The organism is Pyruvatibacter mobilis (assembly GCF_012848855.1).
Lineage (GTDB): Bacteria > Pseudomonadota > Alphaproteobacteria > CGMCC-115125 > CGMCC-115125 > Pyruvatibacter > Pyruvatibacter mobilis.
Map to the genome: position 1 here is coordinate 526,404 of NZ_CP051630.1, position 26,536 is coordinate 552,939.

Annotated in this window: 23 protein-coding genes; 6 read left to right on the top strand and 17 right to left on the bottom strand. The window is 65.3% G+C overall.

What is annotated here, in order from left to right; translation table 11 throughout:
- Nucleotides 1-237: 237 nt before the first annotated feature.
- The gene (rraA, locus tag HG718_RS02475; protein WP_160588687.1) at nucleotides 238-723 is read right to left on the bottom strand and encodes a ribonuclease E activity regulator RraA; all 486 of its coding nucleotides are present in this window, start codon (nucleotides 721-723) and stop codon (nucleotides 238-240) included.
- Nucleotides 724-926: 203 nt separating this feature from the next.
- Between rraA and HG718_RS02480 the strand changes: the two genes are divergently transcribed.
- Both HG718_RS02480 and HG718_RS02485 read left to right on the top strand, forming a co-directional pair.
- Nucleotides 927-2,453: a flavin-containing monooxygenase gene (locus tag HG718_RS02480; RefSeq protein WP_160588686.1), complete on the top strand. Its 1,527-nt coding sequence runs from the start codon at nucleotides 927-929 to the stop codon at nucleotides 2,451-2,453.
- Nucleotides 2,454-2,486: 33 nt separating this feature from the next.
- Nucleotides 2,487-2,951, top strand: a complete 465-nt coding sequence (locus HG718_RS02485) for a GFA family protein (protein WP_160588685.1) — start codon at nucleotides 2,487-2,489, stop codon at nucleotides 2,949-2,951.
- A 25-nt stretch (nucleotides 2,952-2,976) separates the two neighbouring features.
- On the opposite strand, the gene HG718_RS02490 is transcribed toward HG718_RS02485, so the two are convergent.
- Together HG718_RS02490 and aceA are read right to left on the bottom strand one after the other, a co-directional pair.
- Nucleotides 2,977-4,098, bottom strand: coding sequence for a serine hydrolase domain-containing protein (locus HG718_RS02490; protein ID WP_160588684.1), 1,122 nt, complete (start codon nucleotides 4,096-4,098; stop codon nucleotides 2,977-2,979).
- 1,285 nt (nucleotides 4,099-5,383) lie between these two features.
- Nucleotides 5,384-6,679 carry an isocitrate lyase gene (aceA, locus tag HG718_RS02495; RefSeq protein ID WP_027842293.1) on the bottom strand — a complete coding sequence of 432 codons (1,296 nt, stop codon included), beginning with the start codon at nucleotides 6,677-6,679 and terminating at the stop codon, nucleotides 5,384-5,386.
- Nucleotides 6,680-7,153: 474 nt separating this feature from the next.
- Here aceA and HG718_RS02500 point away from each other — a divergent pair, with 474 nt between their 5' ends.
- Complete coding sequence (locus tag HG718_RS02500) at nucleotides 7,154-8,656, top strand: helix-turn-helix domain-containing protein (RefSeq protein WP_280521619.1); 1,503 nt, start codon at nucleotides 7,154-7,156, stop codon at nucleotides 8,654-8,656.
- A gap of 243 nt (nucleotides 8,657-8,899) precedes the next feature.
- On the opposite strand, the gene HG718_RS02505 is transcribed toward HG718_RS02500, so the two are convergent.
- The 12 genes from HG718_RS02505 to HG718_RS02560 form a co-directional block, all read right to left on the bottom strand.
- Nucleotides 8,900-10,039: an acyl-CoA dehydrogenase family protein gene (locus HG718_RS02505; RefSeq protein ID WP_027842294.1), complete on the bottom strand. Its 1,140-nt coding sequence runs from the start codon at nucleotides 10,037-10,039 to the stop codon at nucleotides 8,900-8,902.
- Between the two features lie 56 nt (nucleotides 10,040-10,095).
- Nucleotides 10,096-11,292: an acyl-CoA dehydrogenase family protein gene (locus tag HG718_RS02510; RefSeq protein ID WP_160589067.1), complete on the bottom strand. Its 1,197-nt coding sequence runs from the start codon at nucleotides 11,290-11,292 to the stop codon at nucleotides 10,096-10,098.
- 129 nt (nucleotides 11,293-11,421) lie between these two features.
- Nucleotides 11,422-12,498, bottom strand: a complete 1,077-nt coding sequence (locus HG718_RS02515; protein WP_205345726.1) for a YHYH protein — start codon at nucleotides 12,496-12,498, stop codon at nucleotides 11,422-11,424.
- Between the two features lie 76 nt (nucleotides 12,499-12,574).
- Complete coding sequence (locus HG718_RS02520; RefSeq protein WP_160589066.1) at nucleotides 12,575-13,414, bottom strand: DMT family transporter; 840 nt, start codon at nucleotides 13,412-13,414, stop codon at nucleotides 12,575-12,577.
- Between the two features lie 102 nt (nucleotides 13,415-13,516).
- Nucleotides 13,517-14,581, bottom strand: coding sequence for an NAD(P)-dependent oxidoreductase (locus HG718_RS02525; RefSeq protein WP_160589065.1), 1,065 nt, complete (start codon nucleotides 14,579-14,581; stop codon nucleotides 13,517-13,519).
- Nucleotides 14,571-16,199 carry an acyl-CoA synthetase gene (locus HG718_RS02530; protein WP_160589064.1) on the bottom strand — a complete coding sequence of 543 codons (1,629 nt, stop codon included), beginning with the start codon at nucleotides 16,197-16,199 and terminating at the stop codon, nucleotides 14,571-14,573. Before HG718_RS02530 ends, HG718_RS02525 begins: the two co-directional genes overlap by 11 nt.
- Before the next feature lie 175 nt (nucleotides 16,200-16,374).
- Entirely contained in the window at nucleotides 16,375-17,280 is a 906-nt protein-coding gene (locus HG718_RS02535; RefSeq protein WP_160589063.1) for a trypsin-like serine peptidase, read from the bottom strand.
- Nucleotides 17,281-17,509: 229 nt separating this feature from the next.
- Nucleotides 17,510-17,728, bottom strand: coding sequence for a hypothetical protein (locus tag HG718_RS02540; protein WP_027842299.1), 219 nt, complete (start codon nucleotides 17,726-17,728; stop codon nucleotides 17,510-17,512).
- Nucleotides 17,729-18,203: 475 nt separating this feature from the next.
- The gene (locus HG718_RS02545; RefSeq protein ID WP_160589062.1) at nucleotides 18,204-19,340 is read right to left on the bottom strand and encodes a ferritin-like domain-containing protein; all 1,137 of its coding nucleotides are present in this window, start codon (nucleotides 19,338-19,340) and stop codon (nucleotides 18,204-18,206) included.
- Between the two features lie 176 nt (nucleotides 19,341-19,516).
- Nucleotides 19,517-20,080 carry a hypothetical protein gene (locus HG718_RS02550; protein ID WP_160589061.1) on the bottom strand — a complete coding sequence of 188 codons (564 nt, stop codon included), beginning with the start codon at nucleotides 20,078-20,080 and terminating at the stop codon, nucleotides 19,517-19,519.
- Nucleotides 20,080-20,733, bottom strand: coding sequence for a response regulator (locus HG718_RS02555; protein ID WP_205345725.1), 654 nt, complete (start codon nucleotides 20,731-20,733; stop codon nucleotides 20,080-20,082). Before HG718_RS02555 ends, HG718_RS02550 begins: the two co-directional genes overlap by 1 nt.
- Before the next feature lie 81 nt (nucleotides 20,734-20,814).
- Nucleotides 20,815-21,603 carry a hypothetical protein gene (locus HG718_RS02560; protein WP_160589060.1) on the bottom strand — a complete coding sequence of 263 codons (789 nt, stop codon included), beginning with the start codon at nucleotides 21,601-21,603 and terminating at the stop codon, nucleotides 20,815-20,817.
- 187 nt (nucleotides 21,604-21,790) lie between these two features.
- Between HG718_RS02560 and HG718_RS02565 the strand changes: the two genes are divergently transcribed.
- Nucleotides 21,791-22,282 (top strand): NUDIX domain-containing protein, encoded by a 492-nt coding sequence (locus HG718_RS02565; RefSeq protein ID WP_244624774.1) that lies wholly within the window; start codon nucleotides 21,791-21,793, stop codon nucleotides 22,280-22,282.
- Between the two features lie 21 nt (nucleotides 22,283-22,303).
- Here HG718_RS02565 and HG718_RS02570 read toward each other — a convergent pair whose 3' ends face one another.
- The gene (locus HG718_RS02570) at nucleotides 22,304-23,749 is read right to left on the bottom strand and encodes an amidase (protein WP_160589059.1); all 1,446 of its coding nucleotides are present in this window, start codon (nucleotides 23,747-23,749) and stop codon (nucleotides 22,304-22,306) included.
- A 367-nt stretch (nucleotides 23,750-24,116) separates the two neighbouring features.
- Here HG718_RS02570 and HG718_RS02575 point away from each other — a divergent pair, with 367 nt between their 5' ends.
- Nucleotides 24,117-25,100 (top strand): calcium/sodium antiporter, encoded by a 984-nt coding sequence (locus HG718_RS02575; RefSeq protein WP_027842304.1) that lies wholly within the window; start codon nucleotides 24,117-24,119, stop codon nucleotides 25,098-25,100.
- A gap of 269 nt (nucleotides 25,101-25,369) precedes the next feature.
- Nucleotides 25,370-25,741: a hypothetical protein gene (locus HG718_RS02580; protein WP_160589058.1), complete on the top strand. Its 372-nt coding sequence runs from the start codon at nucleotides 25,370-25,372 to the stop codon at nucleotides 25,739-25,741.
- An 82-nt stretch (nucleotides 25,742-25,823) separates the two neighbouring features.
- Here HG718_RS02580 and HG718_RS02585 read toward each other — a convergent pair whose 3' ends face one another.
- Entirely contained in the window at nucleotides 25,824-26,528 is a 705-nt protein-coding gene (locus HG718_RS02585) for a pirin family protein (protein WP_160589057.1), read from the bottom strand.
- Between the last annotated feature and the right edge of the window lie 8 nt (nucleotides 26,529-26,536).

The window sequence follows — 26,536 nt, forward strand, 5'->3', positions numbered from 1 at the left end:
GGCAAGCGGCCCCTGGACCTCGGATCGGGTCCGGGATGACGCGCGAGAGTGGGGGGCGCGCCCCTTTTCCGTGTCCCTCCGGCTTGACCGGAGGGTCTACTCTCGGGGCGGCTTGCCGCAGGGCATGGGGGAGCTGCGGGGCGTTGGCCGCCGGTGTTTTGCCCAATCGCCGATGCGAGTGGGCCCTCCGGTCAAGCCGGAGGGCTACGGATTTTTTGGGGCGGGCGGCGGGGAGGCCTACAGTTCCTTGTCGGCGATGACGATGCCGTCGCGGTCGGCGTAGAGCCAGTCGCCGGGGCGGATGGTGTGGCCGGCGAAGGTGACGGGGACGTCGTATTTGCCGCCGTCGGCTTTCACGGATTTCTTCGGGTGGGTGGCGAGCGCTTTCATGCCGATGTCGAAGGTCTCGATCTCGGCGACGTCGCGGATGCAGCCATAAACGACGACCCCGGCCCAGCCGTTCTTCTCGGCGAGTTCGGCGAGGTTGCCGCCGAACAGCGCGCAGCGTTCGGAGCCGCCGCCATCGACCACCAGCACCTGGCCATTGCCCGGCCCCTCAACGGCCTCGCGCACCTTGGCATTGTCCTCGAAGCATTTGAGCGTCTTGACGGGGCCATGGAACGCGTCGCGGCTTCCGAAATCCGCAAAGATCGGGTCCAGCACGCGGACGGCGTCGCCATGATCGTCGGACAGGTCGGTGGTGGCGGGGCTCTCGGTGGTCATGAACGGCTCTCCCGGATCATCAAAGAAGAATGGCTTTGGCCACTGGTAGCATAGGGGTGCCCCTGTCTTCTATCCGCGAACAGGGCTTTGCGGATCGCGGATACGCGTTATGCTGACTCCCGAAACAGACACGGGCTTTCGACCGACGGGCGGCGCCAAATGACTGTCCGCACGGAAGCACCGGGAACAACCGGGAGGACATCATGGCTTCGGTGCATGATCTGACGGCCTATCGCGCGCAGGCGGCGGGGACGGGGGAGCCGTTCCACGTGGCGATCATCGGTGCGGGCGTGGCGGGTATCTGCCAGGCGATCAAGCTGCAAGAGGCGGGGATCGCCTTCACCATCTTCGAGAAGGCCGACGATATCGGCGGGACCTGGCGGGACAATACCTATCCGGGCTGTTCCTGCGACGTGCCGCTGCATCTTTATCAGTATTCCTTCGAGATGAGCCCGGAGTGGCGCAACAAGTTTGCCGACCACAAGCAGATCAAGGCCTATCTCGACCGGGTGGTGGAGAAATACGGTCTTGGGCCGGACATCCGGCTGAGCACGCCCGTGGCATCGGCCGAGTTCGATGAGGCGGCAGGGCTGTGGCGGATTACCACGGAAGCGGGCGAGGAGATCGACGCCAATGTGCTGGTGGCAGGCACGGGACAGCTGAACCGGCCGCAGCTTCCGGATATTCCGGGCAGGGACGATTTCAAGGGGGAAGCGTGGCACTCGGCGACGTGGAACCATGAGGTGGACCTCAAGGGCAAGCGGATCGGCGTGATCGGCAACGGGGCGAGCGCCATTCAGTTTGTGCCGGAGATCGCCAAGGTGGCGGGGGAGGTGACAATCTTCCAGCGCTCGGCGAGCTGGGTGCTGCCGCGCCCGGAGCGGCAGTTCTTTGAATGGGAAAAGAGCCTCTACCGCGCCATGCCGTGGCTGATGTGGATCCAGCGGACGCGCATGTGGCTCAATGGTGAGCAGCTGCTGCTGAGCTTCCGGCATATGGGCTGGGCGCTGAGCAAGGCGCACCGCAAGGAAGCGGAGACCTATGTGGCGGACCCGGAAAAGCGCGCCAAGCTGGAGCCGGACTATGATCCGGGCTGCAAGCGGGTGCTGTTTTCCAATGACTGGTGGCCGGCCATGGGCCGCGACAACGTGGTGATCGAGACCGGCGGCATCGAGTGCATTACCGAAACCGGCATCCGCACGAAGGACGGTGAGGAGCACGCGCTTGACGTGATCGTCTATGCGACGGGCTTTGACACGACGCATTTTCTGGGCCCTGTGGATGTGAAGGGGCTTGGCGGGCGTGACTTGCGCACGGAGTGGCAGGGCGGCGCGACGGCGCATCTGGGCATCGGCGTTGCGGGCTATCCGAATTTCTATCTGCTGTACGGGCCCAACACCAATCTTGGCCATAACTCGATCATCTACATGATCGAATGCCAGACGGCCTATGTGACCCAGATCGCGCGGAAGATGATCGCCGACAATCTGGCCTATGTGGATGTGCGGCCCCAGGCGCAGGCAGCGTGGGATCGGGGCGTGCAGGCGGACAATGCGAAGAGCGTTTTCGCCTCCGGCTGCACCAGCTGGTACAAGACGGCGGATGGGCGCATCACCAATAATTGGCCCAACTCGACGCTCACCTATTGGCGCAAGACAAAGCGGGTGGACTGGGACGACTATGCCGTTGTGGCGCGCGGACAGACCCGGGCGCGGGCGGCGGCGGAGTGATGTGTCTCCGCCGGCAAGGCGGAGGTGCGCGTGATGTCTGATTTCACTCTCGAGGGCGGCTGCCAGTGCGGGGCAATTCGGTACCGGCTGACGGCGCCGCCGCTGATGGCCTATGCGTGCCATTGCTCGGAATGCCGCCGGACCACGGCGAGCGCGTTCGGCGTCTCCTGCGCTGTCTTGCAGGACACGATGGAGATCACCAGGGGCACGCTCAAGCGGATCGACTGGGAGGTCGAGAGCGGGGCGCATCGCTATGGCGAGTTCTGCGGGGCGTGCGGCAGCCGCATCCGCAATGGGGACGTGCCGTCGCGCGGGGTTTTCAGCCTGCGGGCGGGCACGCTGGATGACCAGCAATGGGCCGAACCCGTGGCGCATACATGGCTGTCAAGCAAGGTCGGCTGGTTCAGCGTGCCGGACGACGCGCTGACATTCGATGCTCAGCCCACGGATTATACGCCGATCATCGAGGCCTATCAGAAGCGGCGCGGACTGGCGTAGCTGTCCGCGCCGCTTCTGCCGGGCGTCAGATGCAGGCGAAGGCAGCCGTTGCGAGGGCGAGGGAGCGGGGGTCGCCGACGACGGCGGCGCCCATCCTGTTCATGACATAGCCGATGGCAAGGCCCGCTTCGGGGTCGAGGCATCCGAAGGCGCCGCCCCAGCCGGTATGGCCGAAGGCGCGGTCGTTGGGGCCGTACATGTTGAAGCCGTTCATCGCCATGCCGGAGCCCCAGCGGACCGGTACGCCGAGGACGAGGTCTTCGTTCTGGATACGGACGGTCCGCAGGGCTTCCATGGTGGGTCGCGAAATGAGCGGTGTGCCGCCGGGGGCTGTGCCTTCGTCGAGCAGGGCATAGAGCCTGGCGAGGGCGGACGCGGTGCCGAGACCGCCTGCGGCGGGGAGTTCGGCTGCGCGCCAGGCGCGGTCATTGGGGGCCGTCTGCGGAATGGCCGGGTTGGCGAAGGTGAGCTGCTGGACCTCGCTCGCGGCGGCGAGGGGCTGGAGGCCCGGCGCCTCGATGAGCGGGGCGACGCGCGGCTCTTCGCTGTCCGGCAGGCCGATGAAGAAGTCGATGCCGTGGGGCTTGCCGATCTCATCCTGCAGGAAGGTGCCGAGGCTCCTGCCGGTGACGCGCTTTACGATTTCGCCGGCGAGGAAGCCATAGGTGAAGGCGTGGTAGCCGGAGCGGGTGCCAGGTTCCCATAGAGGCTCCTGCGCGGCGAGGCGGGCGGCGATGAGGTCGTGGTCATAGACCTCGGCAAGCGTTGTCGGTTCGCGCAGGCCGGAGAGGCCGGACTGATGGGAGAGCATCTGGGCGATGGTGATGTCGCCCTTGCCGTGGGCTGCGAAGTCCGGCCAGTGGGCGGCGACCTTGTCGTCATAGGAAAGCTCGCCGCGATCAACCAGCAGGGCGATGCAGATGGCGGCAACGCCCTTGGTGGTGGACCAGACATTGGCGATGGTGTCGCGCTGCCAGGGCGTGGTGCCGTCTGCGTCTTTGGTGCCGGCCCAGAGATCAACCACCATCTCGCCCTTGTACATGACGGCGTAGGACGCGCCGGTTTCCTCGCCTGTTTCGAAGTGTTTGGCGAACTGGTCGCGGGCGGCTTCAAAGCCTGGTGCGACGGTGCCGTGGATCTCGGTCATGGTTTCCCCCTGATTTTATCTGTGTTCGGAGGGAAGGCTATGGGCGGGGGCAGGCGGGGTCAAAGGGTTTTGCCCCGGGGAGGAGCGGGAGCGTGCCCTTGTCATTGTATTACCCGGCGACGTGAGTGCGGAATGACAAGAGGATATTCAGAAAATCATCCGTATCCCTCCGGCTTGACCGGAGGGTCTACTCTCGGGGCTGCTTGCCGCAGCGCGAGCGGAAACGGCACAGCAGGAGCCGCGCAGCCTGTGCCCAACAGCGGAGGCGAGTGGGCCCTCCGGTCAAGCCGGAGGGATGCGGTGGCGTGTGGAATGTGAGGGTGAGATTTCCCCGGCCCCTGCCACCTGCCGCATACTCTCTGCATGACCTCCCGCCACACGGGCAGCCGGGCCGACCGGACCTGGGCGGGAGGGCGGATGCCCGGAAGGCCGGGCGAAAGGCGGCCCCTTGGGAACGTGGGGTGCGCGCGTTTGGCCGCGATGCGCAAGTAACGGGTGCGCATTAGATGGGCGGTGGTGTCCCGAACCCGGTCACGCCCTGAAAAAGCTGGCCCTACCGCGTCCAGGCCCGTTCCAAAGTGTGGAGGGTGGAAGCAGGGTTCGCGGGGAACGGATCAGCAGGGTAATGCCTGCCCCGCCCCGGTCCGGCCACCGCTGGCAGCCATCCGCGCGGGACGCGCCCGAGGCTTGCGACCCAAATCTGTTTATTGCTCCTACCGGCGCCGCGTGAGCGCCGGGCGCGTCCTGCTCTCCCCTGTGCCCGTGACGGCCATGCCGTGTGCGGAGGGTTTGGCGTGGGTGTTGCCCACCTCTCCGTATCCCTCCGGCTTGACCGGAGGGTCTACTCTCAGCGCTGCTTGCCGCAGTGTGTGAGGGGAGGGCACGGCGGGAGCCGCGCGCCATGTGGCCAACTGCCAATGCGAGTGGACCCCGGATCAAGTCCGGGGTGGCGGGGAAGAGACAAGGAATGAGCAGAGTTACCTCTCCCCTTGGGGGAGAGGGGATGTTGGGGCGAAAGCCGCCGGCCCTGTGCCCAACAGCGGAGGCGAGTGGGCCCTCCGGTCAAGCCGGAGGGATGCGGGGTGTTGTTCGGGAGGGGGGCGAGGGAGCGCTTGCTGTGCCCAATAGCGGAGGAGAGTGGGGCATTCGGTCGGGCTGGAGGGATGCGGCGGATTGGTTGCGGAGGAGAACGGGATGATTTGGGGCTGTTGAAGGCGCAAAAGGAAAGGCCGCGGATTGCTCCGCGGCCTTTGGTGTCGTCAGGGTGCTGAATAAGCCTTTTGGCTTACTCGGCAGCGTCGTTCTTGAACTGAGCGGCTTCGGTCGAGTCGCCCAGGGCAGTGGTGGAGCTTTCGCCGCCGCCGGCTGCGATGGAGACCATGTCGAAGTAGCCGGTGCCCACTTCGCGCTGGTGACGGGTGGCGGTGTAGCCATCCTTCTCGGACGCGAATTCGGCCTGCTGCAGCTCGGAGTAGGCGCCCATGCCGCGATCCCGGTAGCCGGATGCGAGCTGGAACATGCCGTGGTTGAGCTGGTGGAAGCCGGCCAGGGTCACGAACTGGTACTTGTAGCCCATTGCCGCGATTTCCTGCTGGAAGGTCTCGATGGTGTCCTTATCGAGGTTGGCTTCCCAGTTGAAGGACGGCGAGCAGTTGTAGGCCAGCATCTGGTCCGGGTATTCCTTCTTGATGGCTTCCGCGAAGCGGCGGGCGTCATCAAGGTTCGGCTTGGAGGTTTCCCACCACAGCAGGTCGGCGTACGGCGCGAAGGCCAGACCGCGCTTGATGCAGTGATCAACGCCGGTGCCCGGCTTCAGACGGTAGAAGCCTTCCGGGGTGCGGCCGGCATCGAAGTCGATGAACTCGTGGTCGCGCTCGTCGATGTCGGACGTGATCAGGTTGGCGGACTCGGCGTCCGTGCGGGCCATGATCATGGTCGGCACGCCCATCACGTCGGCGCCGAGGCGCGCGGCGTTGAGGTTGCGCTCATGGGCCTTGGTCGGGATCAGCACCTTGCCGCCCAGGTGACCGCACTTCTTTTCAGAAGCAAGCTGGTCTTCGTAGTGGACGCCAGCGGCACCGGCCTCGATGTAGGCCTTCATGATCTCGAAGCAGTTGAGCGGGCCACCGAAGCCGGCTTCGGCGTCTGCCACGATCGGCAGGAACCAGTCGCGCTTGGCGCCGCCTTCGGAGTGCTCGATCTCGTCGGCACGCTTCAGGGTGCGGTTGATCTTGCGGGCCAGTTCCGGGCCGGAGTTCGCCGGGTACAGCGACTGGTCCGGGTAGGTGGTGCCGGCGGTGTTGTTGTCAGCGGCAACCTGCCAACCGGAGAGGTAGATGGCCTTGAGACCAGCGCGGGCCATCTGCATGGCCTGGTTGCCGGACAGGGCGCCGAGGGAGTGCACGCGCTCTTCGGTGTGCAGCAGGTCCCACAGCTTGTTGGCGCCACGGGTGGCAAGCGTGTAGTCGATCGGGAAGGAGCCGCGCAGCTTTTCCACGTCTTCGACGGTGTAGTTGCGCTTCACGTTGTCGAAGCGGCCCTTCGGGGCGGACGGAATGATGTCGTAGAAGCTCTTGCTCATACGAAGTTCCTTCTCTCTGCGTTTTGGCGCTGCCCTGTCACATTCGTCAGGCAGCGCGCGGGGGTAAATTTATCCTCAGCAAGCCCTGTCCCGGAGTTATGGGGAGGGGCTGTTGAGACAGCGAGGATGTCGACGAATTCCTGAACCAGGTGGTCCCTGTGTTTCTCAATCTCGGTGCCGAACCCGACACGCGGCCCTTGAGGGCGCGGCGTCCGGCGCGGGGTGGGTTTACCCGCCGGAGGCCCATGAGTCCATGGCGTCCACCGGCTATTTTCCGTCGGGTCAGGCTGCGGCCGCACCGGCCGTCCGGGCTGCCCCGCTGGATGGCGCACACAATTGACAAGATGAGCGGCCCTGTCCAGAACCCGTTGAAAACATTCGGGTGAACGTGTTGACACTTGTGTGGTGCTGGTTTGTAAATGAGTAAATTTTGTAAATCAGTAGGTCAGTATGGCTGCCAAATCCACGACAGGTGTGACAACGAGGTCCGGTGGGGGCTCGGGCACGGGGGCCGGTGCCGGGGGCAGGGGCAAGAAAGTCTTTGCGGGCCCTAGGCTTAGACGGTTAAGGCGCGAGCAGGGGCTGACCCAGGCGGGGATGGCGGAGCAGCTGGGCATCTCGGCCAGCTACCTCAATCTGGTGGAGCGCAACCAGCGGCCGGTGAGTGCGCAGCTGCTGCTGAAGCTGGCGGAGAGCTTTGACCTTGATGTGCGGGCGCTGGCGGGGGACCAGGAGGCGCGGGCCTTTGCGGAGCTCAACGAGGTGTTCGCCGACCCGCTGTTCCAGAATGCCGGCCTGTCGCGGCAGGATGTGCAGGATGTGGCCTCGGCGAGCCCGAATGTGGCGGATGCCATCACGGCGCTGTACCAGGCCTATCGGGAGCAGCTGGCGGGGCAGGGGCTGGGGCTCGGCCCCGTGGCGCCGACGGAGATCATCGCTGACCGGGACAAGAGCGACCATCTGGACGTGATGAAGTTCCCGGTGGAGGAGGTGCGCGACTATATCCACGCCAACCGCAACCATTTCGGCGAACTCGACGAGGCCGCCGAGGCGCTGCATGAATATGGCGGGTTCGCACAGGACGAGCTTTATATCGGTCTCAGGCGGCACCTGGCGGATGCGCACGGGCTGCGGGTCAAGGTGATGCCGGTGGAGGTGATGGGCTCGACGGTGCGGCGCTATGACCGGCACGGCAAGCGCATCCTGCTGTCAGAGGTGCTGGACGCGCCGGCGCGGACGTTTCAGCTGGCCTATCAGATTGCCTATCTGGAGCAGGCGGATTTGATCGACAGCATGGTCAAGGCGTCGTCGCTGAAGGGCGAGGAGACGCTGCGGCTGGCGCGGGTGAGCCTAGCCAATTATTTCGCCGCGGCGCTGATCATGCCCTATGGGCGCTTCCACAAGGCGGCGGAAGACAGCGGCTATGACATCGAGCTGCTGGCGCGGCGCTTCGGCACCTCGTTCGAGCAGACCTGCCACCGGCTGACCACACTGCAGCGGGCAGGGGCGCGGGGCATTCCGTTCTTCCTGATCCGGGTGGACGGGGCGGGCAATGTGTCGAAGCGGTTTGCCGCGGCGGGGTTTCACTTCTCGCGCTTCGGCGGCACCTGCCCGCGCTGGAACCTGCATGACGCGTTCCGCTCACCGGGCAAGATCATCACGCAGATTGTTCAGCTCCCGGACGATACGACCTATTTTTCGATCGCGCGCACGGTCAGGCGGCCGGGGGCAGGCGTGCTGGCGCCGGAGCAGGAGCTGGCGATCGGCCTTGGCTGCGAGCTGACCGATGCCTCGCGGCTGACCTATGCGAAAGGGTTGGACTTGAAAGCGCCGGAGGCTGTGACGCCCATCGGCGTCAATTGCCGCCTGTGCGAGCGGCCGGACTGTGCCGAGCGGGCGTTCCCGCCGATCAACCGCAAGCTCATCGTGGATGAGCAGGCGCGGGGGCTGTCGAGCTTTACGTTTCAGAATGTGTGAGGGAGCTGGCGGCCTCTCCCAGCCCGCTTATCCTCCGGCATGACCGGAGGATCTCTTAGAGGCTCGGGCATGGGGGCCAAGACCCTCCGGTCAAGCCGGAGGGATTGCGGGGGAGGGGGCGTCGTCGGACTAAGAAAAGAAGAGCGGACATGCGAAAGCCCCGGAGGGGTGCTCCGGGGCTCTGCCATATTGGATGAGATCCTCCGATCAAGTCGGAGGATGGAAGGCTCTTGAGCCTTTGGCTCAATAGCCTTCCAGCTCGGCGTAGCGCTGGCTGTGGAAGGCGACGTTGCCGAAGGTGGCGTCGGCGACGCGGGCGCGCTTCAGGAAGAAGCCGATCTCGTATTCGTCGGTGACGCCGATGCCGCCATGCATCTGGACGGCTTCGGACGAGATCTCGTTGAAGGCCGCGCCGACGCGGGCCTTGGCGAGCGACGCTGCCTGGGCGATGTCGTTGCGGCGTTCGTCGATGGCGTCGAGCGCGTCGGCGACCACGGATTTGCAGAGCTCGATGTCGCAGAACATCTTGGCGGCGCGGTGCTTGAGGCCCTGGAAGGAGCCGATGACGACGCCGAACTGCTTGCGCTCCTTCAGATACTCGATGGTGCGCTCATAGGCTTCCTGCAGGCTGCCGAGCATTTCGGCGGCAAGGCCGATGCGGGCGCGGTCGAGGGTTTCGCTGAGGATCTCGAAGCCGTTGTCGGCCCGGCCCAGCACGTCGCCCGCGGCCACCTTCACATCCTTCAGGGTGATCTCGGCGGCGTTACGGCTGTCCACCATGATGTGGCGCTTGCGGGTGACGCCGGCGGCATCGCCATCGACGATGAACAGGGTGAGGCCGGAGGTGTTGCCCCGGGCACCGGAGGTGCGGGCGGCAACGATGAGCTTGCCGGCCACATGGCCGTCGAGCACGAAGGACTTGGTGCCGTTGAGAACGTAGCCGTCGCCATCCTTGGCAGCGCTGGCCTCGATATTGGCCGGGTTGTGGTGGGCGCCTTCATCCATGGCGAGGGCCATGACGAGATTGCCGGAGGCGATTTCCGGCAGCAGGGCCTTCTTCTGGTCTTCGGAGCCGCCGATGAGCAGGGCCGAGGCACAGAGCAGGGACGTGGAGACGAGCGGGGAGGCTGCGAGCGTGCGGCCCGCCTCCTCGAGCACGAGGCCGAGGCCGCGATAGCCGAAGCCGGCGCCGCCATATTCTTCCGGGATGATGATGCCGGCGAAGCCCATTTCGGCCATCTGGGACCACAGGCCGGTGTCGAAGCCGTTTTCGTCATTGCTGTCGCGCAGGCGGCGAAGTTCGGTCACCGGAGATTTCTCGGCGATGAAGCCCTTGGCGCTGTCGCGCAGGATCTGTTGTTCTTCCGTGAGGACGAAGCCCATTGGGGTGTCTCCCTTAGTCAGTATGTCGTGAGCGCTGAAAATGCGTGGGGGCGGACCTAGTCCGGCAGCCCCAGCACGCGCTTGGCAATGATGTTGAGCTGCACTTCGGAGGTGCCGCCCTCGATGGAGTTGGCCTTGGAGCGCAGCCAGGCGCGGGTGTTGCCGATCTCGGCCGCGTCATAGGTGTCGTCCGGCTCCCAGCCGAGCATCTTGGTGCCCATGCTCTCGATCAGCAGCTCGTATTTGCGCTTGTTGAGCTCGGTGCCGAAATATTTGAACACGGAGGATGTGGCGCTCACATCGTTGGCGGCCTTGGCCTCTTCCTGGGCGCGGCGCATGGTCAGCGCGAAGGCCTTGGAGTCCATGTTGTGCTGGGTGATGTGCTGGCGCACGACCGGGTCCGCCACGCGGCCATTGTCTTCGCCCAGATATTCCTTCGCGGCACCGGCGAGCGTCTGGCCCGTTGCGCCGGACAGCGCACCGCCGAGACCCATGCCGGAAATCATCGACCGCTCGTGCTGGAGCAGGCGCTTGGCGATGGTCCAGCCCTTGTTGAGTTCACCGACCAGCTGATCGGCCGGCACCTTCACGTCGTCGAAGAAGGTCTCGCAGAAGGGCGAGTAGCCGGAGATGAGACGGATCGGCTTGGTGGAGACGCCCGGCGTCGTCATGTCGAACAGCAGGAACGAGATGCCGTCATGCTTCACGGTCTTGTCGGTGCGCACCAGGCAGAAGATCCAGTCGGCCTTGTCGGCGTAGGAGGTCCAGACCTTCTGGCCGTTGACCACGTAGTGGTCGCCCTCGAGCACGGCGCTGGTCTGCAGGCCAGCGAGGTCGGAGCCGGCACCCGGTTCGGAATAGCCCTGGCACCAGCGGATTTCACCGCGCACGATCGGCGGGATGAACTTCTTCTTCTGTTCTTCACTGGCGAATTCGAGCAGGGCCGGGCCAAGCATCCAGATGCCGAAGGAGTTCAGCGCCGGGCGGGCGCGGATGGCGCGCAGCTCCTGCTGCAGGACGATGTTCTCTTCCTTGGATAGGCCGCCGCCGCCATATTCTTTCGGCCAGGTCGGCGCGGTCCAGCCCTTGGCGCCCATGGCATCGAGCCACTTCTTGCTGTCGGGATTCTTGAACTTGGCGTTGCGGCCGCCCCAGACCACTTCATCCTCCGGCATCGGTGTGCGCATGGAGGGGGGGCAGTTTTCTTCAAGCCAGGCTTGAACGTCTTTGCGGAAGGCTTCGAGATCGGCCATTTGGTGTCTCCCTGACAGCTTCAGGTGAATTTTTCGATTTTCTGGCCGAGAATATAAAGGCTGAGGGAGACATGGCGAGTCTTGAATCGGGCACGCCGATTTGCCTAGGCGCAGAACGCAAGGTCCGCCTCAGAAACGCTGCGGCGGGCGGCCGAAGCGGTCCCCGTCGCGCGGGCCGCCGGGGCGGGCAGGCCTGTTTCCGTCCCGGTTTCCGTCCACCCGCCCCCCGGCGCGCGCGGGGCGCATGGCGCTGAAACTCTCGGACGGTGTGCCTGCGAAGCAGCGGGGAATGACCGGCCAGTCACGGGTGAGGAAATAGGCGTAGGTGCCTTCGGGGTGGTCTGGCGTGACGGTGAAGGTGCCGTTGCACTCATCCAGCGTGCCCTGGCCTTCGACATAGGTGTAGTCGGCCACAAAGGTGCCGTCGTAATAGCCGCCGGGCGTGGGGGCGTCTGCAAAGCGGCCGCGGGCCTCCACCGGCTCGCGACGGCCCTGCTTGAGGCGGTAGCCGGAGCTGTGCTCGATGATGGGCGAGGCGGGGTCCGCGCCGTCGAGATGGCCATACAGGGCATAGATGGGAAAGCCGTCCGCCGCCCAGCCGATGAGAGGGGAGTGGGTGTCCCGCGAGACGCCGAGCTGCGCCATCAGCCCTTCGGGCAGGCCATGATAATGATAGGCGCCGCTGGGCTGGACATGGGCATTGTTGGCGTCAAGCCCGAGGGGCACGGCGCCGGACAGCGGTTCATACTGCCAGGGGCCTGGGCGGCCCTGATACCACTCTGCGGCCCCGGGATCGAACACCACACCGTTGAGCGCGATGCCGAAGGGGTAACCGCGCGCCGGGGTGGTGCGGCCTGCCTTCTGCGGGGTCGCATCAAGCGTGATCCGGTAATTCTGTACGCGGATTGAATGCGGGTTGCCGCTGTTGGGGAAGCGGCCGACCGCATGGCCGGGCATGCCGCTGGCGATGATGATCCGCTGATCCCCTTCCACGGTCGCCGTGACGCTTTGCGTGCCGGGAGCCTGGCTGGTGGCGGGCAGCCGGTCCGGTGTGCCGTCTGACTGGAGGGTGGTGTGGGCGCGGCTGCGCGGGCCCATCTGGGCGGCAGCGGTCGCGGCCATGCCGATGGCGAGAATGACTGCGATGGCGGGCATCACCCCGGCGCGGGCTGTGGTGCTGAGCGAGCGATAGGGTACATGGCGCATGGTGGGCGCTCCACGAGATTGCTGTCCTATTGCCCTTGAACGGTGCCAGGGGCGTTGATCCGTCGCGGGGACCAGTCTAGCCGAAGACGAGCAGGCCGATACCGCCTGTGACGCAGGCTGCGGCGACGATGCGGCGGCCGGCGAAGGGCTCCTTCATCAGTAGTGTCCCCGCAAGAGCTGCGAAAATGGCACTCGTCTCTCGGGTTGCGGTGACGGTGGCGAGCGGCAGCAGGGTCATGGCCCATAAGACGATGGCATAGGAGACGGTGCTGCCGATGCCAAGAACGAACCCCCGCTGGGCGGCGGGGCTTGGCAGATAGGCAACCACATGGGTGCGGCGGCGGTAGACAGCAAAGGCGATGAAGGGTGCGCAGGTGAGCAGTTCAAGCCAGGCGGCATAGCCGATGATGGTGCCTGCCTCGCGGACGCCGATGCCGCCCAGCAGCGAATAGGATGCAATCGACAGCCCGGTCAGCAGGGCAAAGCCAATGGCGTGAAGGTTCTGCCGGAAGGCACCAGTCCCGGCGATGATGATACCCAGCGAAATGACCACGACGCCTATTAGGCCAAGGGGGGTGGGCGTTTCGCCAAGTGCGAGGTAGGCGGACAAAGCGACCAGCAAGGGCGCGGAGCCGCGGGCGATGGGGTAGACCTGGCTCAGATCACCGCGCTGATAGGACGAGATAAGGCAGCCGAAATAGACCATATGCGCGATGGCGCTGGCGATGAGTGGCGGCCATGCGGCTGGGGCGGGCAGCGGGGCAAAGGGGATGACCACCAGGGCAAACACCAGCCCGAAGCTGCGCATGGCGGCCATGTCCAGCACCCGGTCGGAGCCAGCCTTCAGCGCCGCATTCCACGAAGCGTGGACGATGGCGGTTACAAGCAGGATTGAAATGATGGCAGCGTCGCTCATGGCAGGCGGACGCTACACTGCCCGCGGCGGCTGCACCATGAGGCGATTGCGCAAACTGCGTGGCTGAATGGGCCTACAACCCGGCGACCTCAGGCGGTAGCGTCATGCCGCGGCGTCCGCCCCTTTCACCATGACCCGGTCCGGCTGCTCGCCCCGGGCGTAGCGGTCGAGATTGGCGGCGATGGAGATCATGCGCCGATCGTCGGCTTCGTGGGAATGGGCCGAGCAATGGGGGGTAACGATGACGTTGTCGAGCTCAAGGAAGGGGAAATGCGCCGGGGACGGATCATCGGGCTTTTCCCCCGGCGGCAGGCCACGGGCGGGGTAGAGATACCAGGTATCGATGACGGCGCCGGCGATGTCGCGGGACTTGAGGGCGGTGTAGAACGCCTCTTCCTGCACCACTTCGCCACGGGCGATGTTGATGAGGACGGCGGTATCCTTCATGGCGGCGAACTGCTCGGGGCCGATCAGGCCGCGGGTCGCGTCGTTGAGGTCGCAGGCGAGCACGACGAAATCGCTGTCACGCAACAGCGTGTCGAGGGCGTTGGGGTCGTCGGCACTGGCACCGAGCCAGTCGAGTTCCGGCGGGCAGGGAGCCTTGGAGCGCTTGAGGCCCATGGTCCGCATGCTGAAGGCCCTGGCGCGCTTTGCGATCTCGATGCCAATGCCGCCATAGCCGACGATGCCGACGGTCTTCTTCCAGATTTCACCATGGTACGCGATGGGTGCCTTGGAGGAGCCTGAATAGGTCCAGCTTCCAGTGCGGAAGTCCGCGTCCATCACGCGCAGGCGGATCTGCCATTCCAGCATGGCGGCCAGGGTGTATTCGGCCATGGTGACTTCATGGCCGCTGCACCCGGCGGCGATGGCGCGTGCGGGCAGAAGCTCAGGCGTCAGCCAGTCGGTGCCGGCGAAGGGGATTTGCAGGAGGCGCAGGCGGGGGCTGGCCTTGAGGCCCGCGAAGAACGCGCCGACAAACAGCGTGTCAACGCCGGGCACGACGGCGTCTGCCTCCGCCAGCAGGGAGACGAGCGCGTCGTCGCCGTCTCCGGTCATCCAGCTTCGGATGTCCCAGTCGGTTGAGAGGTGCTGCTCGATGGCCGCGCGGCCCTCACCGGCGATGGCACCGGTGAGGGCGAGGACGGGTTTTGCTTTAGGAGGCAACGCCCAGCTCCTGCTTGGCAAAGGAGGTGGCGCCCTTGTAATCCGCCTTGCCGTTGGGCGCGCGGAAGGCGTTGGCTGCCACCAGCACGCGCTTGGGGGCCTTGTAATGGGCCAGATGGTCCTTCACATGGGCGATGAGGCTGGCTTCGTCCGGGGACTGACCATCCGCGACCTTGATGATGCCGGTGATGGCCTGGCCCCATTTCTCGTCGGGCAGGCCGACAACAAGCGCGTCTTCCACGGCCGGGTGGGTCTTCAGCGCTTCCTCGACTTCTTCCGGATAGGCCTTCTCGCCGCCGGTATTGATGCAGACGGAGCCGCGGCCCAGCAGGGTCAGCGTTCCGTCCTCTTCCACGGTGCAGAAGTCACCGGGGATCGAGTAGCGGACACCGTTGATGGTGCGGAAGGTCTTGGCGGTCTTCTCCTCGTCCTTGTAGTAGCCGAGCGGGATCGGCTGGGCCACGGCGATGACGCCGGACTTGCCGGAGCCGGGGGCCACTTCCTGGTCGTTTTCGTCAAACACCTTGCAGCGGGCACCGATCTGGAACTTGGCGGTCTTGATCTCGCCGCCGGCGGCGAAGATCGACGAGCCGAAGCCGAGACCTTCGGACGAGCCGAAGCTGTCCAGCAGCATGGCCTCGGGCATGTGCTTGATCAGTTCACGCTTCACTTCCAGCGACCACATGACGCCGGAGGAGATGATGCTGACCAGCGAGGACAGGTCGCAGTGGCCCGGCTTTTCCTCGAGCGCCCGCAGCATGGGCTTGGCGAAGGTGTCGCCGACAATGGCGATCTGCTCAACCTTGTGGTCGTTCACCGCCTGCCAGATGGCGTGCGGGTCGAGATGCTCGTTGTCGAGGGTGACGATGCAGCCGCCATTCATCATGTTGCCGATGGCCGTGAACAGACCCGTGCCGTGCATCATCGGGCAGGCGGGGATCATCGGGCTGGCGCCGCCGGTTTCCTTGATGGCGGCCTGCACCTCCTCCAGCGTTTCCGGCACCGGGCCAAGGGCGCGCAAGGCGGCGAGCTGGGCTTCGCGCAGATCATCCGCCGGCCACATCACGCCCTTGGGCATGCCGGTGGTGCCGCCGGTATAGAGGAACAGGAGGTCGTCGCCCGAGCGCTCAATGCCGAGGTCGCCGCCATTGCCGATTGCCGTGAGGTCTTCATAGCGATCGGCGAAATCGTTCTTCGGGGTGCCGGAGGTGACTTCGAGGAAGGTGCCGACCTTGCCGAGGCGCGGCTTCAGTTCGGCGATGTTGGCGGCGAATTCGTCGCCATAGACGATGGTCTGGGCGTCGGAATTGTCGAAGATGTAGTGCAGCTCGTCGGGCTGGTAGCGGTAGTTGACGTTGACGTGGGTGAGGCGCGCCTTGAAGCAGGCGGCCAGCATCTCCGCATATTCGGAGCGGTTGCGCATGTAGAACGCCACCTTGTCGCCGGGCTTGGCGCCGCGCTCCAGCAGCTGGCGGGCCAGGTTGTTGGTGCGGGCAGTGAACTCGCTCCATGTCTTGATGTCCGCCGTGCCGTCCTTGGCAATGTGGATGAGGGCGGGCTTGTCAGCCGGCAGCGCCGGCGCGATGGCATCCAGGATGTCGCCGAAATTCCAGGCCATTGTCGTCTCCCTGACTATGTCGCTCCCGCACGGAACCGGGACCTGGTTTGGCCGGTCTCCTTTGTCCGTTTGGGGAGTTCTGTTTTTTCAGGCGCTACTATACAGCCGGAATCCGCGGCGTCATCACCATGCTTTGCGCGATGCTCTGCGGCCTGCTCTGCGGGGGGCGGAGGGGCTAGCAGATTGCGCGGGCCTGGGCGGCGGGCACGAGCGTGATCTCGGCGGAGAGGACAGCCAGGGCGTCCGCGCCGCTTTCATCCGGACAGGATTCCGGAATGACTGAGAAGGCAAGGCCGTCAGCGGAGGCCGGGGTGATCCGGTTCGCGGGTGCATCATCCTCGCGCTGCTGCCAGGAGCCCGTGGCGAGGCGGGCGACGGCATCGCGGAAGGCGCCGTCGAAGCGGATCGCGGTGTTGGGGAACATGCGCGGGTGCCACGGGTCGCCGACCTTGTGGACGATGCCGTTCAGCTCCGTGGTGTTGAGGGCGACGATGTGGCGCTCGCCGCCGAGCAGCAGCACCAGCGGCCCGCCGGACCAGCCGGGGATCATGTCGCAATCATGGTTGAACTCGCCGGGGGAGAAATAGCCGTGGTGCCAGTGGCGCTTGGGCACGGGGCCGCAGCGCTCGGAAATCATCATGCGCGGGCGTTCGCCGTTCTTGCCGATGAGCACATAGCGGCCGCCGGCGCGGGTGACGGGGGCAAGGTCCTGCGGGGTGAGCGTGCGGAGCGGCAGGGCGCCGAACTCGGTGGACGGGGTGCCGGCAATGGCGGCGACGGCCCAGTCATGGTGCCAGGCCTTGCCCGGCTCCAGGGTGCCCAGGGCAATGTGGACGACATCACGGGCCTCGCTGTCGAGACCGCCCGGCAGGAAGGCGCAGCGGGCCTCCATTGAATTATGCCGCCCCCGGAATGCGTGTGCGACGGTCACCACGAGATCGTAGTCGCGGTTTTCGGGGAGGCGGGGATGCTGGATGAGGGTGCCGATGGGGCGGCGGGACGATCCGTCGCAGACAATCTGGCCCACGGCGGCGAAACCGTCTTCGGCGGTCAGGGGGCGCCGGTCGTCCTTATCGAACACATTCGCCGCGAGGGGCAGGGGGGCAGCCGCTGTCAGGGCCAGGGCGCAGGCCGCCTTCCGGCAAAGACCATGTCTTGCTGAAAAGAAGGAACTCAGCGTGCTGAGTATTGCCGCCAATTACCACCTCCGCCGAACCCTGACACCTTGATAAGACAGGCAGACGGGAAAAGTCTGTCACGGAGCCCGGTGTGGCGCAAGAATGGTTGGGGGTTTGATTTGTTTCAAGTATTCACGATCCGATGATCTTCTTCTTTTCTGCTGCCGCTGCTTCCAGAGACTCGATGTGCGACATCAAACTCGAAAACTCTTCATCACCAAAAACATGCTGAATGGTTGCGAGTTTAATGCACAGGTCTTGAATGCTTTTTTCAAAAGCTGCAAAATTCTTCAGAAGAGTTTTATCGATAGACTTTTTTGTCTCGTCGCTCTGACCCTTGTTCGCGTTCATCCTTACTGACACCCTGACTGTTTGGTAGACTTACTTACTGTAAAATCGAATAGATTCTTGTTTTACTTGGGTTTTGCATAAAGTTTGCCGCGGATCACTTTCTGTGACGCCGCGGCTGGCTTGTTCATCGCAGTTTGACTGTGCTTTTGAAGCTAGGCGAAATCCGTGTGCAGATCAATTCGCAACCTTAGTGCGGTTTGGTCCACGAGTCATGCAACCCATGGTTAACGGTTGCGCAAGTCCGGACCTGTTCAAAATGAACAGCGGATAAATCCGCACAATATTGCGGAATATTCCCGTGTAAAAATTCCAAGACAAATCAGTGAATCCGCACATGCGGGTCTTGCATGGCAGCCTTGCTGCGCTGTGGACAGGCGTCCAGCAAAAAGGCGGCCGCGAAATGCCGCGGCCGCCTTGAGGTTTGTCAGGATGCGGACAGGACCGAAGGGCCCGTCCGCAGGTGCGTATGCGGTGATTACTCTGCGGCTACTGTGGCGCCCGGCGACGTGAACTTGCCGCCATTGATGCCGAGCAGGAACTTGATTCCGTCTTCGGCGATGTCGTCGCCGACCATGCGGTCGCCTTCGGCATGCAGTTCCTTGATGTTGACGAAGGTCGCGTAGTTGCTGGCGGTGCGGTCGGTGATGATGCCGGCGTTGAGCAGGGTCTTGATCAGAACACGGAAGATGTTTTCCTGCTCCTTCATGTCCTCCTGGATGTTCTCATCCGTCATGGCTTCCATGAAGGCGCTCTGCACCCATTCCCAGTCGAGGCCGAGCTGGTCGTAGATGTGCTTTTTCTGCTCCGGCGAGCCGAGATTGTAGAGCAGGACCTGGAAGACCTCCCACGCCCAGTCCTCGATCTGGTCGCGCTCGGCGGCGGGCACGTTGGGCACCGTGCGGTCGGCCCAGATCTTGCCGAATTTATGGTGAAAGGCTTCGTCGGTCATGGTGAGCTGCATGAGCTTGACCAGCAGCGGATCACGCCCCCAGCGATACATGGAGGCGAAGGCACCCATGGCCAGGCCTTCCACCATCATCTGCATGCCGACGATCTTCTTCCACACCAGCGGCGAGTTGACGAGCTCGATCAGCAGGTTGCGCAGGGCGGGGCCGCAAGGCACGGGCTTGCCCCAGCGGGCCTTGATGTAGTTGGAGAAGCCGGTGACGTGGCGGGCTTCCTCACGGGTCTGGTTGGCGGCGTATTCCTGCGCACCCGGGTCCTTGAGGATGTGGCAGAGGGAGGCGGAGAGCGCCAGCGCGCCTGCCTCGCCGTGGAGGATGGAGGACAGGCTCCACTGGGTGTTGAGGTTCACCAGCTTGATCTTCTGCGCTTCATCCAGCTTGTCGCCGATGGCCGTGCGCAGCTCGATGCTCTGATCCGGGTCGACCAGATAGTCCTTGTCGAGATCAAACGGCGCGGAGAAGTCGATATAGCGGGTGTCCATCGGGTCCCAGAAATGATCGTGGGTTGCCGAAATGATCTTGTCGAAGGCGTCCGACCGGCTGCCATAGCTGTCGACTTCGATCATCGCGCCGAAATCGTCCGGCGCCACGGCCTCGTAGGCCGGATCGACGGTGAAGCTTTTCTGGTCGTTGGTTGGCTGGCTCATGCCGTTTCCTCCTGAGCTCGCACGGCCAGGGGAGGCGTGAGGGTGCACGCCTGCTTCAGGCCGCAAGGGGCGCGGGCGGCGGCTTTTGTGCCGCTCTGTCACCACGCATGGCGGAAGCTTAGTGGGCGCGGGCAGATTTGTGAAGAAGATGACGAGGGCGTCATTTTCGGTGGCGGTCAGCTGTCCTCGTGATCCGCATCGTCCTGCGGCGGCCCGGATGCGCGGGAGGGGTGGCCGGGGCGATAGTCGCAATCGCAATAGCCCGGACAGGCCTGGGACAATTCCTTGTGGCGCAGGGCGCAGAGGCTGTCGATCAGGTAGCGGCCCAGCGTGTCGGCGGCCTGTTTTTCCTCCGCCGCCCGCTTGAGCGACGACACATGCAGCCAGATCGTGTTGGCGCGCGGCACGAAACCCGCTTCCTTGGCGGACTCGATGTAAGTGCACAGGGCATCGGCGATGGACCCGGCGATAGGCTGGCCGAGGGTGGGGCAGAGGCCGCGCAGGTCGTGGGCGATGAAGAAGATCCGGTCCACATCCAGCAACTGGCCGGGATCGTTGTTATCGACCAGCTGCCACAGGCGGTCGATTTCATCGCCGATGGCGATGGTGGCGCTGGTGATGGTGGCCTCGGCGATGGCCTCGGTGGCGGCCCGGTTTATGTCGCCGGGAATCTCGGCGGGGAGGTTGTCGCCCACCATCAGCTTCAGGCGGTTGTCCGGCTTGATGAATTCTGCGGTCATCAGATCATTCCCCAATCATCGGCGGTGGACCCGTCGGTGCCGGTCATGTTCATGACGCCCACGGTGTTCTGGGTATCGTGCAAGAAGCCCTGCGATTTGCGGCGCAGGCGGCCATGGGCCCTTGCCTCGGCGCGGGTCGGCGGGCCGATGCGCTTGTCGCTGGCGCGGCGGAAGGGGCCGGAAAAGGCGAGGTTGGTGCGTCGGCGCCGGTTGGGCCCGAAATAGGTCGGCGTGCGGACGAAGGGCCGGGGCCGGGTGATGACCTGGTGAATGCGCGAGTAAAGCCCCGCGGGCGTCACCGGCTTGGCGAGGTACTCATTGATGCCGACATCGCGGGCGCGCTCGACGCTGGCCCGGTTGTGGTAGCCGGTGACCATGATGATAGGCACCAGCGGGTTCGGGCTGTCGGCGGCATTGCGCACCAGCTGGGCGAAGTCGAAGCCGTCCAGCGGCTGCATGGCGGCATCGGTGATGATGATGTCCGGCGGAAAGTCGCGCATCAGTTCAAAGGCTTCCGAGCCGTCGGACGCCATGCGGATCTGCTCAAACTCCATGGCGCGCAGGATGGCGCTGTAGAGATTGCGCATGAAGAGATTGTCCTCGACGATGAGGAGATTGATGCGGCTGAAATTCAGTTCGCTGTCTTGCGCCATTGGTGTCCCCATGAAGCTCTGCTCGCGCTTCGATGGTTCGACACTACCCAAATACACGTTAAACGTGTATTAAGCGCGTTTTCAGACAGGTTCCTTGGCGGAGTGCGCGCTATGCGAGTCCGGATCGGGCGCGTGTGCCCCCGGGTCGGGAGCCCGGCGGCGGGCCTTGCGGCGGCGTCCGGAGGTAGGCGGTTCGGGCTGGATGCGGGCGGCCAGCAGGGCTGCATCTACCTCGAAGCGGGCGGCGAAGGCTGCGGCCTGCTGGCGCGCGGCGGCAATCGCCTGGCGGATCGCGGTGCGTTCAGCGGCAGTGGCGAACGCAAGCTCGGGCGCAGGCAGGGCCAGGCCTTCCGCCTCGCTGGTGGCATTGACGCCGGGAATGGCGGCGCTGGAGCGGCCGCGGGCATCCAGCGGCACAGTCAGTTCGCCGCCGAGGCCGTCCAGCAGGTTCACCCGGCCTGCATAGGCCGTGCGGGCAATGCGGTCGATATCCTCACGCAGCTCGTCATAGCGCTCGGCCAACAGGGCGCGGGCGGCGTCTTCGGCATCGGCGGGCAGGTCCGTGCGGTCAGCCTGTTCGGCAGCGTCCACCAGTTCATCTGCATCAGCAAGACGGTGGCCGACGCTGTCCAGCGACAGGACGGCGGCCTCCAGGGTCTCGATGGCGGCCACGGCTTCCGCCAGGTGGGGCGGCAGGGCCGGCATGTGCGGCATGGCGCGCAGGCGGTCCAGCGCTTTGCGGCCCTTGGCGAGGGCGGCCAGGCGGTCAGCCTTGCGGCGGCGATGGGCGGCCTTGGGGTTGGCAAGAGCCTCGAGGGCAAGCCATGCCTCCCGGGCGCGGCCGGAGGAGGTTGTTTCAATCGCAATCATGGCGCTTATGCTGCGCGTGCGCCGGTGACGGTCCGCTTTAGGCGGCCTGACGGATTCGACCGAAACATCCGGCAAGTTTGAAACAGTTTGCGCAGAATGCGGCAGGGGAGCGTGAATGGCCGGGGATATGTGGGCGAGACCCAAAGGGCAGGCAGGACCCAACGGTCAGGCGGGAGACATCCCCCGGGTGCGGGGCCTCGTGCAGCCGCTGCTGTGGCGGGTTTTGCAGGTAGGCTATCGCCTCAAGCGCCTGCATGCGGCGCTGTTCCGCCCGGTGACGCTGGGGGTGCGCGCGCTGGTGCGCAATGATGAGGGACACGTCCTTTTGATCCGCCATACCTATGTGCCCGGCTGGTTCATGCCAGGCGGCGGCGTCGGCAAGGACGAAACGCTGGAGGCGGCGGTGGCCCGCGAGCTGCACGAGGAAGCGGGCATCCGCGCGCTGGGGGACATGAACCTCGTCGGTGCCTATGCCAATTTCCTGCAGCTCAAATCCGACCACGTGCTGGTCTACGAGGTGCCGCACTGGGAGGAGGCGGGGCCTGCGCCGCATCTGGGTTTCGAGATCGCCGAGATCGGGTTCTTCCCGCCCGACGCGCTGCCGGAGGGCACGAGCCCCGGCACGCGGCTGCGGATCGAGGAAGCCCTCACCCGGCGGCGGACCACGGTCTACTGGTAGGCGCCTGTCGTGTATGCGCGTCTAGCCGGCTGCGTGGACCGGCGGGCGGCGGTCGCCCCAGGGCCGGGCGCGTTCAAGCTGGCCTGCGAGCTGGAACAGGGTGGCCTCGTCGCCGAAGGGGGCGGTGAACATCATGCCCACGGGGAGGCCCGCTTCCGTCCAGTGCAGGGGCACGGACATGGAGGGCTGGCCGGTCATGTTGAACAGGCCGGGGAACGGCATGTAGCGGGCGTTGATGTCCAGATAGGCGGCAATGTCCTCGCTATCCATGTTGACCGTGCCCAGCTTCACCGGCGGCAGCGCCAGGGTGGGGGACAGGAGCAGGTCCGCTTTCTGCTCGGTCATGAAATCGGCGACCAGGCGGCCTAGGCGGTGGATGGTCAGCGTGCCGCGGGCAAAGTCGGCGGCGGTGAGGCCGCGGCCGTTCTGGGCGATGGCCCAGGTGATGTGCTCCACATCGTTTTCGGTGACCGGACGGCCCAATGCCTCGCTGCGCATGTCGAGGGTCAGGGCGATGTTGCTGGCGATGAGGGAAATCTGCGCAAGCGCCATGTCGGCGGGGTCAACCTTCGGGGCGGCCTCGATGACCTCGTGGCCCAGCTCGCGCAGCAGGGTGGCGGTGGCATCAAGGCCCGCCTGCACCTCCGTGTCGGCGCTGTTGCCGTTGGGGCCGGTCGCGGTGAGGGCGATGCGCAGGCGGCGCGGCTCGGTGGTTACCTCGTCCAGATAGGGCCGCGCCGGTGCCGGGGCCGCATAGGGATCGCCCGGCGCGGGCGCGCAGGTTGCGTCCAGCAGGGCTGCGTTGTCGCGCACGGAGCGGCTGACGGCGTGGCTGATCGACATGCCGCCCCAGCCTTCGCCCCGGTCCGGCCCCATGGGGGTGCGGGCGCGGGTGGGCTTGAGGCCGAACAGGCCGCAGGCGGACGCGGGCACGCGGATGGAGCCGCCGCCGTCGGACGCATTGGCGATAGGCAGCACGCCCGCCGCAACGGCGGCTGCCGCGCCGCCGGAGGAGCCGCCGGGGGAATGCTCCGTGTTCCACGGATTGCGGGTCGGGCCGTAGAGCCGGGGTTCGGTGGTGCCCGCAAGGCCGAATTCGGGCGAGTTGGTCTTGCCGAAAATCACCATGCCCGCATCCAGGTAGCGCTGGGTGAGGGTGGAATTGTGGTCGGCCACATTGCCGGTGAAGGCACCGGAGCCATAGGTGGTGACCGTGCCGGTGAGCAGCAGGTGCAGATCCTTCAGCAGGAAGGGCACCCCGGTGAAGGGGCCGTCAGGCAGGCCGCGGCTGATCTGCGCACGGGCTTCGTCATAGTGGCGCAGGGGCACGGCGTTGAGGGTTGTGTCCACGCGCTCGAGGCGGGTGATGGCTTCGTCCAGCAGCTCTGTCGGCGTCACGTCCTTGCGGCGGACGAGGTCCGCCAGGCCAAGCGCGTCATACTGGTCATACTCACTGAAGCCGCTCATGCCGCTTTCCCCCGTCATGTGTTGTGGCGCGCCGGATCTGCTGTCCGGCTTTCGATTGTCCGTTTCCGGCGGAACCTTACAGGGGCAGGCGGGGTTGCACCATCGGGTGGCGCCCTGAATGTGGCCGCCTGCCCATCTGCGGGCGCGCCCGGATAGTACCTGGACAGCGCCCGGGTGTTGCCGGGGTGCATCTGGCGCCCGCCGAATTGCGCTGCCGCGCATGGGGTGCGGGTCCGCATGGTCGGCAAAAGAGGCGTTGTGCCTTATATCTTGGCGGTCCTCCGCGTGTGACCTGTACGCGTGACTTGTGCGGAGGCCACGGGCGGTTTCAGGGCCGCTTCCGGACGCGAGCTTACAAGGACGGGCGATGAGCTACTTGCTGGTACTGGGTGGTCTTCTCTTGCTGGCAGGTGGCGGTGAAGCGCTGATCCGCGGCGCGGTGGCGCTGGCGGAACGGCTCGGCATCTCGCCGGTCTTCGTCGGCCTCACGGTGGTGGCGATCGGCACCTCGACGCCGGAACTGACGGTGGCGATCAATGCGGCGATGACGGGGACGCCGGACATCGCGGTTGGCAGCGTCATCGGCTCCAACATCTCCAACATCCTGCTGGTGCTGGCGGCAACCGCGCTGGTGCAGCCGATCATCGTTGACCCGCGCATGGTGTTCCGCGACGGGCTGTTCCTGCTCGCGGTCAGCTTCGGCGTCGCCATGGTGGCGCTTACCGGGCTCATCACGCCGGGGCAGGGCACGGCGATGGTGGTGCTGCTGGTCTTCTATCTGGTGTTCAGCTACTGGGCGGAGATGGTGCGCAATGCGCCGTCCGCCGAGCGGCGCGAGGCGGAAGTTGCCGAATACAAAGGCATCCCGCCCAAATTCATCTATGCCATTCCCGCCATCCTGATCGGCCTTGTGGGCGTTGTTCAGGGGGCGGAATTCCTGGTGCAGGGCGCCACCGAGATCGCCCTGTCCATGGGTGTGTCGGAAGCGGTGATCGGCCTGTCGCTGGTGGCGGTGGGCACGTCGCTGCCGGAGCTTGCGGTGTCGCTGCTGGCGGCCTATCGCGGGCATGCCGGCGTGGCGGTGGGCAATATCATCGGCTCCAACATTTCCAACCTGCTGCTCATTCTCGGCGTCACCGGCTTCATCACCGAGACGCCGGTGGCCGCGCAGATCGCCCGCTATGACGTGTGGGTGATGGTGGCGGCGACGGCGATCATGGTGCCGGTCATGGTGACGGGGCTGAGAATCAGCCGGGCCGAGGGCGTGCTCTTCCTGACGGCCTATGTGCTGTATCTGGTGTCCATCTTCACCGGCCTGCCGGACATGGTGATGTCGGTCCTCTACGGCTGACTTTTCGCGGCTGCAGGGCCGTGATCCCGACCGTTCGTGCGCGATTTCGCAGGTGCGGAATTTCGGACACAAAAACTACACAATTGAGGTTGATCCAATTGCACGTGGAACGGTTCGGCAGGCGATGCCCCGATGCCGGCCACACCCCGGGGGCGTTGCACAGAGGGGCGCTCCCGCCGGTTTTTTTGACGAGCGATGAGCCCAGAGGGAACCCACACGACCCTCCGCTTGTTTTCTCGCCGGGATCTTAAAGTTTTGGAGACAAACACATGACGAACCTCAAGACCGCCACCACGGCCGTGTCCGCCCTTGCCCTTGCCGCCGGCTTTGCCATGGCAACCCCGGCCTTCGCCGAGCACCACGAAATGGAAGCCGGCGTGGAAGCTGGTGCCACTGTCGAGACCGGTGTGATGACCGAAGCGGAAAACGACGTGGAAGCTGCTGCCGAAGCCACCGGCGAAGCTGCTGAAGAGGCCGCCGAAGCGACTGAAGAAGCCGCTGAGGACGCCGTCGAAGGCGCGGAAGAAGCTGCCGAGGAGACCGGTGAGGCTGTTGAGGAAGCCGCTGAAGAGGCTGAGGAAGCTGTCGAAGGCGACGCCGAGGCCGAGGTCAATGTCGAGGCCGAAGCTTCTGCCGAGTAAGCTCGCTCAGGCTAGCTGACAAGAGGACCCCGCCGGGTGACCGGCGGGGTCTTTTGTTTGTGGGCGGACGGATCATCTCGCGTCAGGCGGGCACGTCCGCCAGCAGGATTTCGGCCGCTTCACCGTCCGCTGCGGTGATCGTGATCTCCGCCACGTCCCGTATGGCAGCCCCGGCACGCGCCGGGACGACATCACCATTGACCGTGACAGCGCCGCTGGCCGGGACGAGATAGGCGTAGCGGCCTTCGCCGAGGCTGTGGGTCACGGTCTGGCCCGGCGCAAGCGTTGCCCCGAACACGGCCGCATCAGCCCGGATGGGCAGGGCAGTGTCGTGGCCCTGGCCGGAGGCAAGCGCCACCAGCTGGCCGGACCGGTCATCCCTGGGGAAGGCCGCCTGGTCCCAGCGCGGAGTGCCGCCCGGTTTTTCCGGCGCGATCCAGATCTGGAAGATGCGCGTGTGCGCCTCCTCGCGATTGTGCTCAGCATGCATGATGCCCTTGCCGGCAGACATCACCTGCACGTCGCCGGCCTCGGTGCGGCCCTCATTGCCCAGATGGTCCTGGTGGCTGATGGCGCCCTCGCGGACATAGGTGATGATCTCCATGTCCCGGTGGCCATGCATGTCGAAGCCCGTGTGGGGATCGATGGTGTCGTCGTTCCAGACCAGCAGGCTGCCCCAGCCATTGCGGCCCACATGGCGGTGGGGGCCGAAATTGAAGTGGTGATAGGCATCAAGCCAGGGCAGGCGGGTGTGGGGATGATCGTCGAAATGGCGGATATCGACCATGTCTGCCT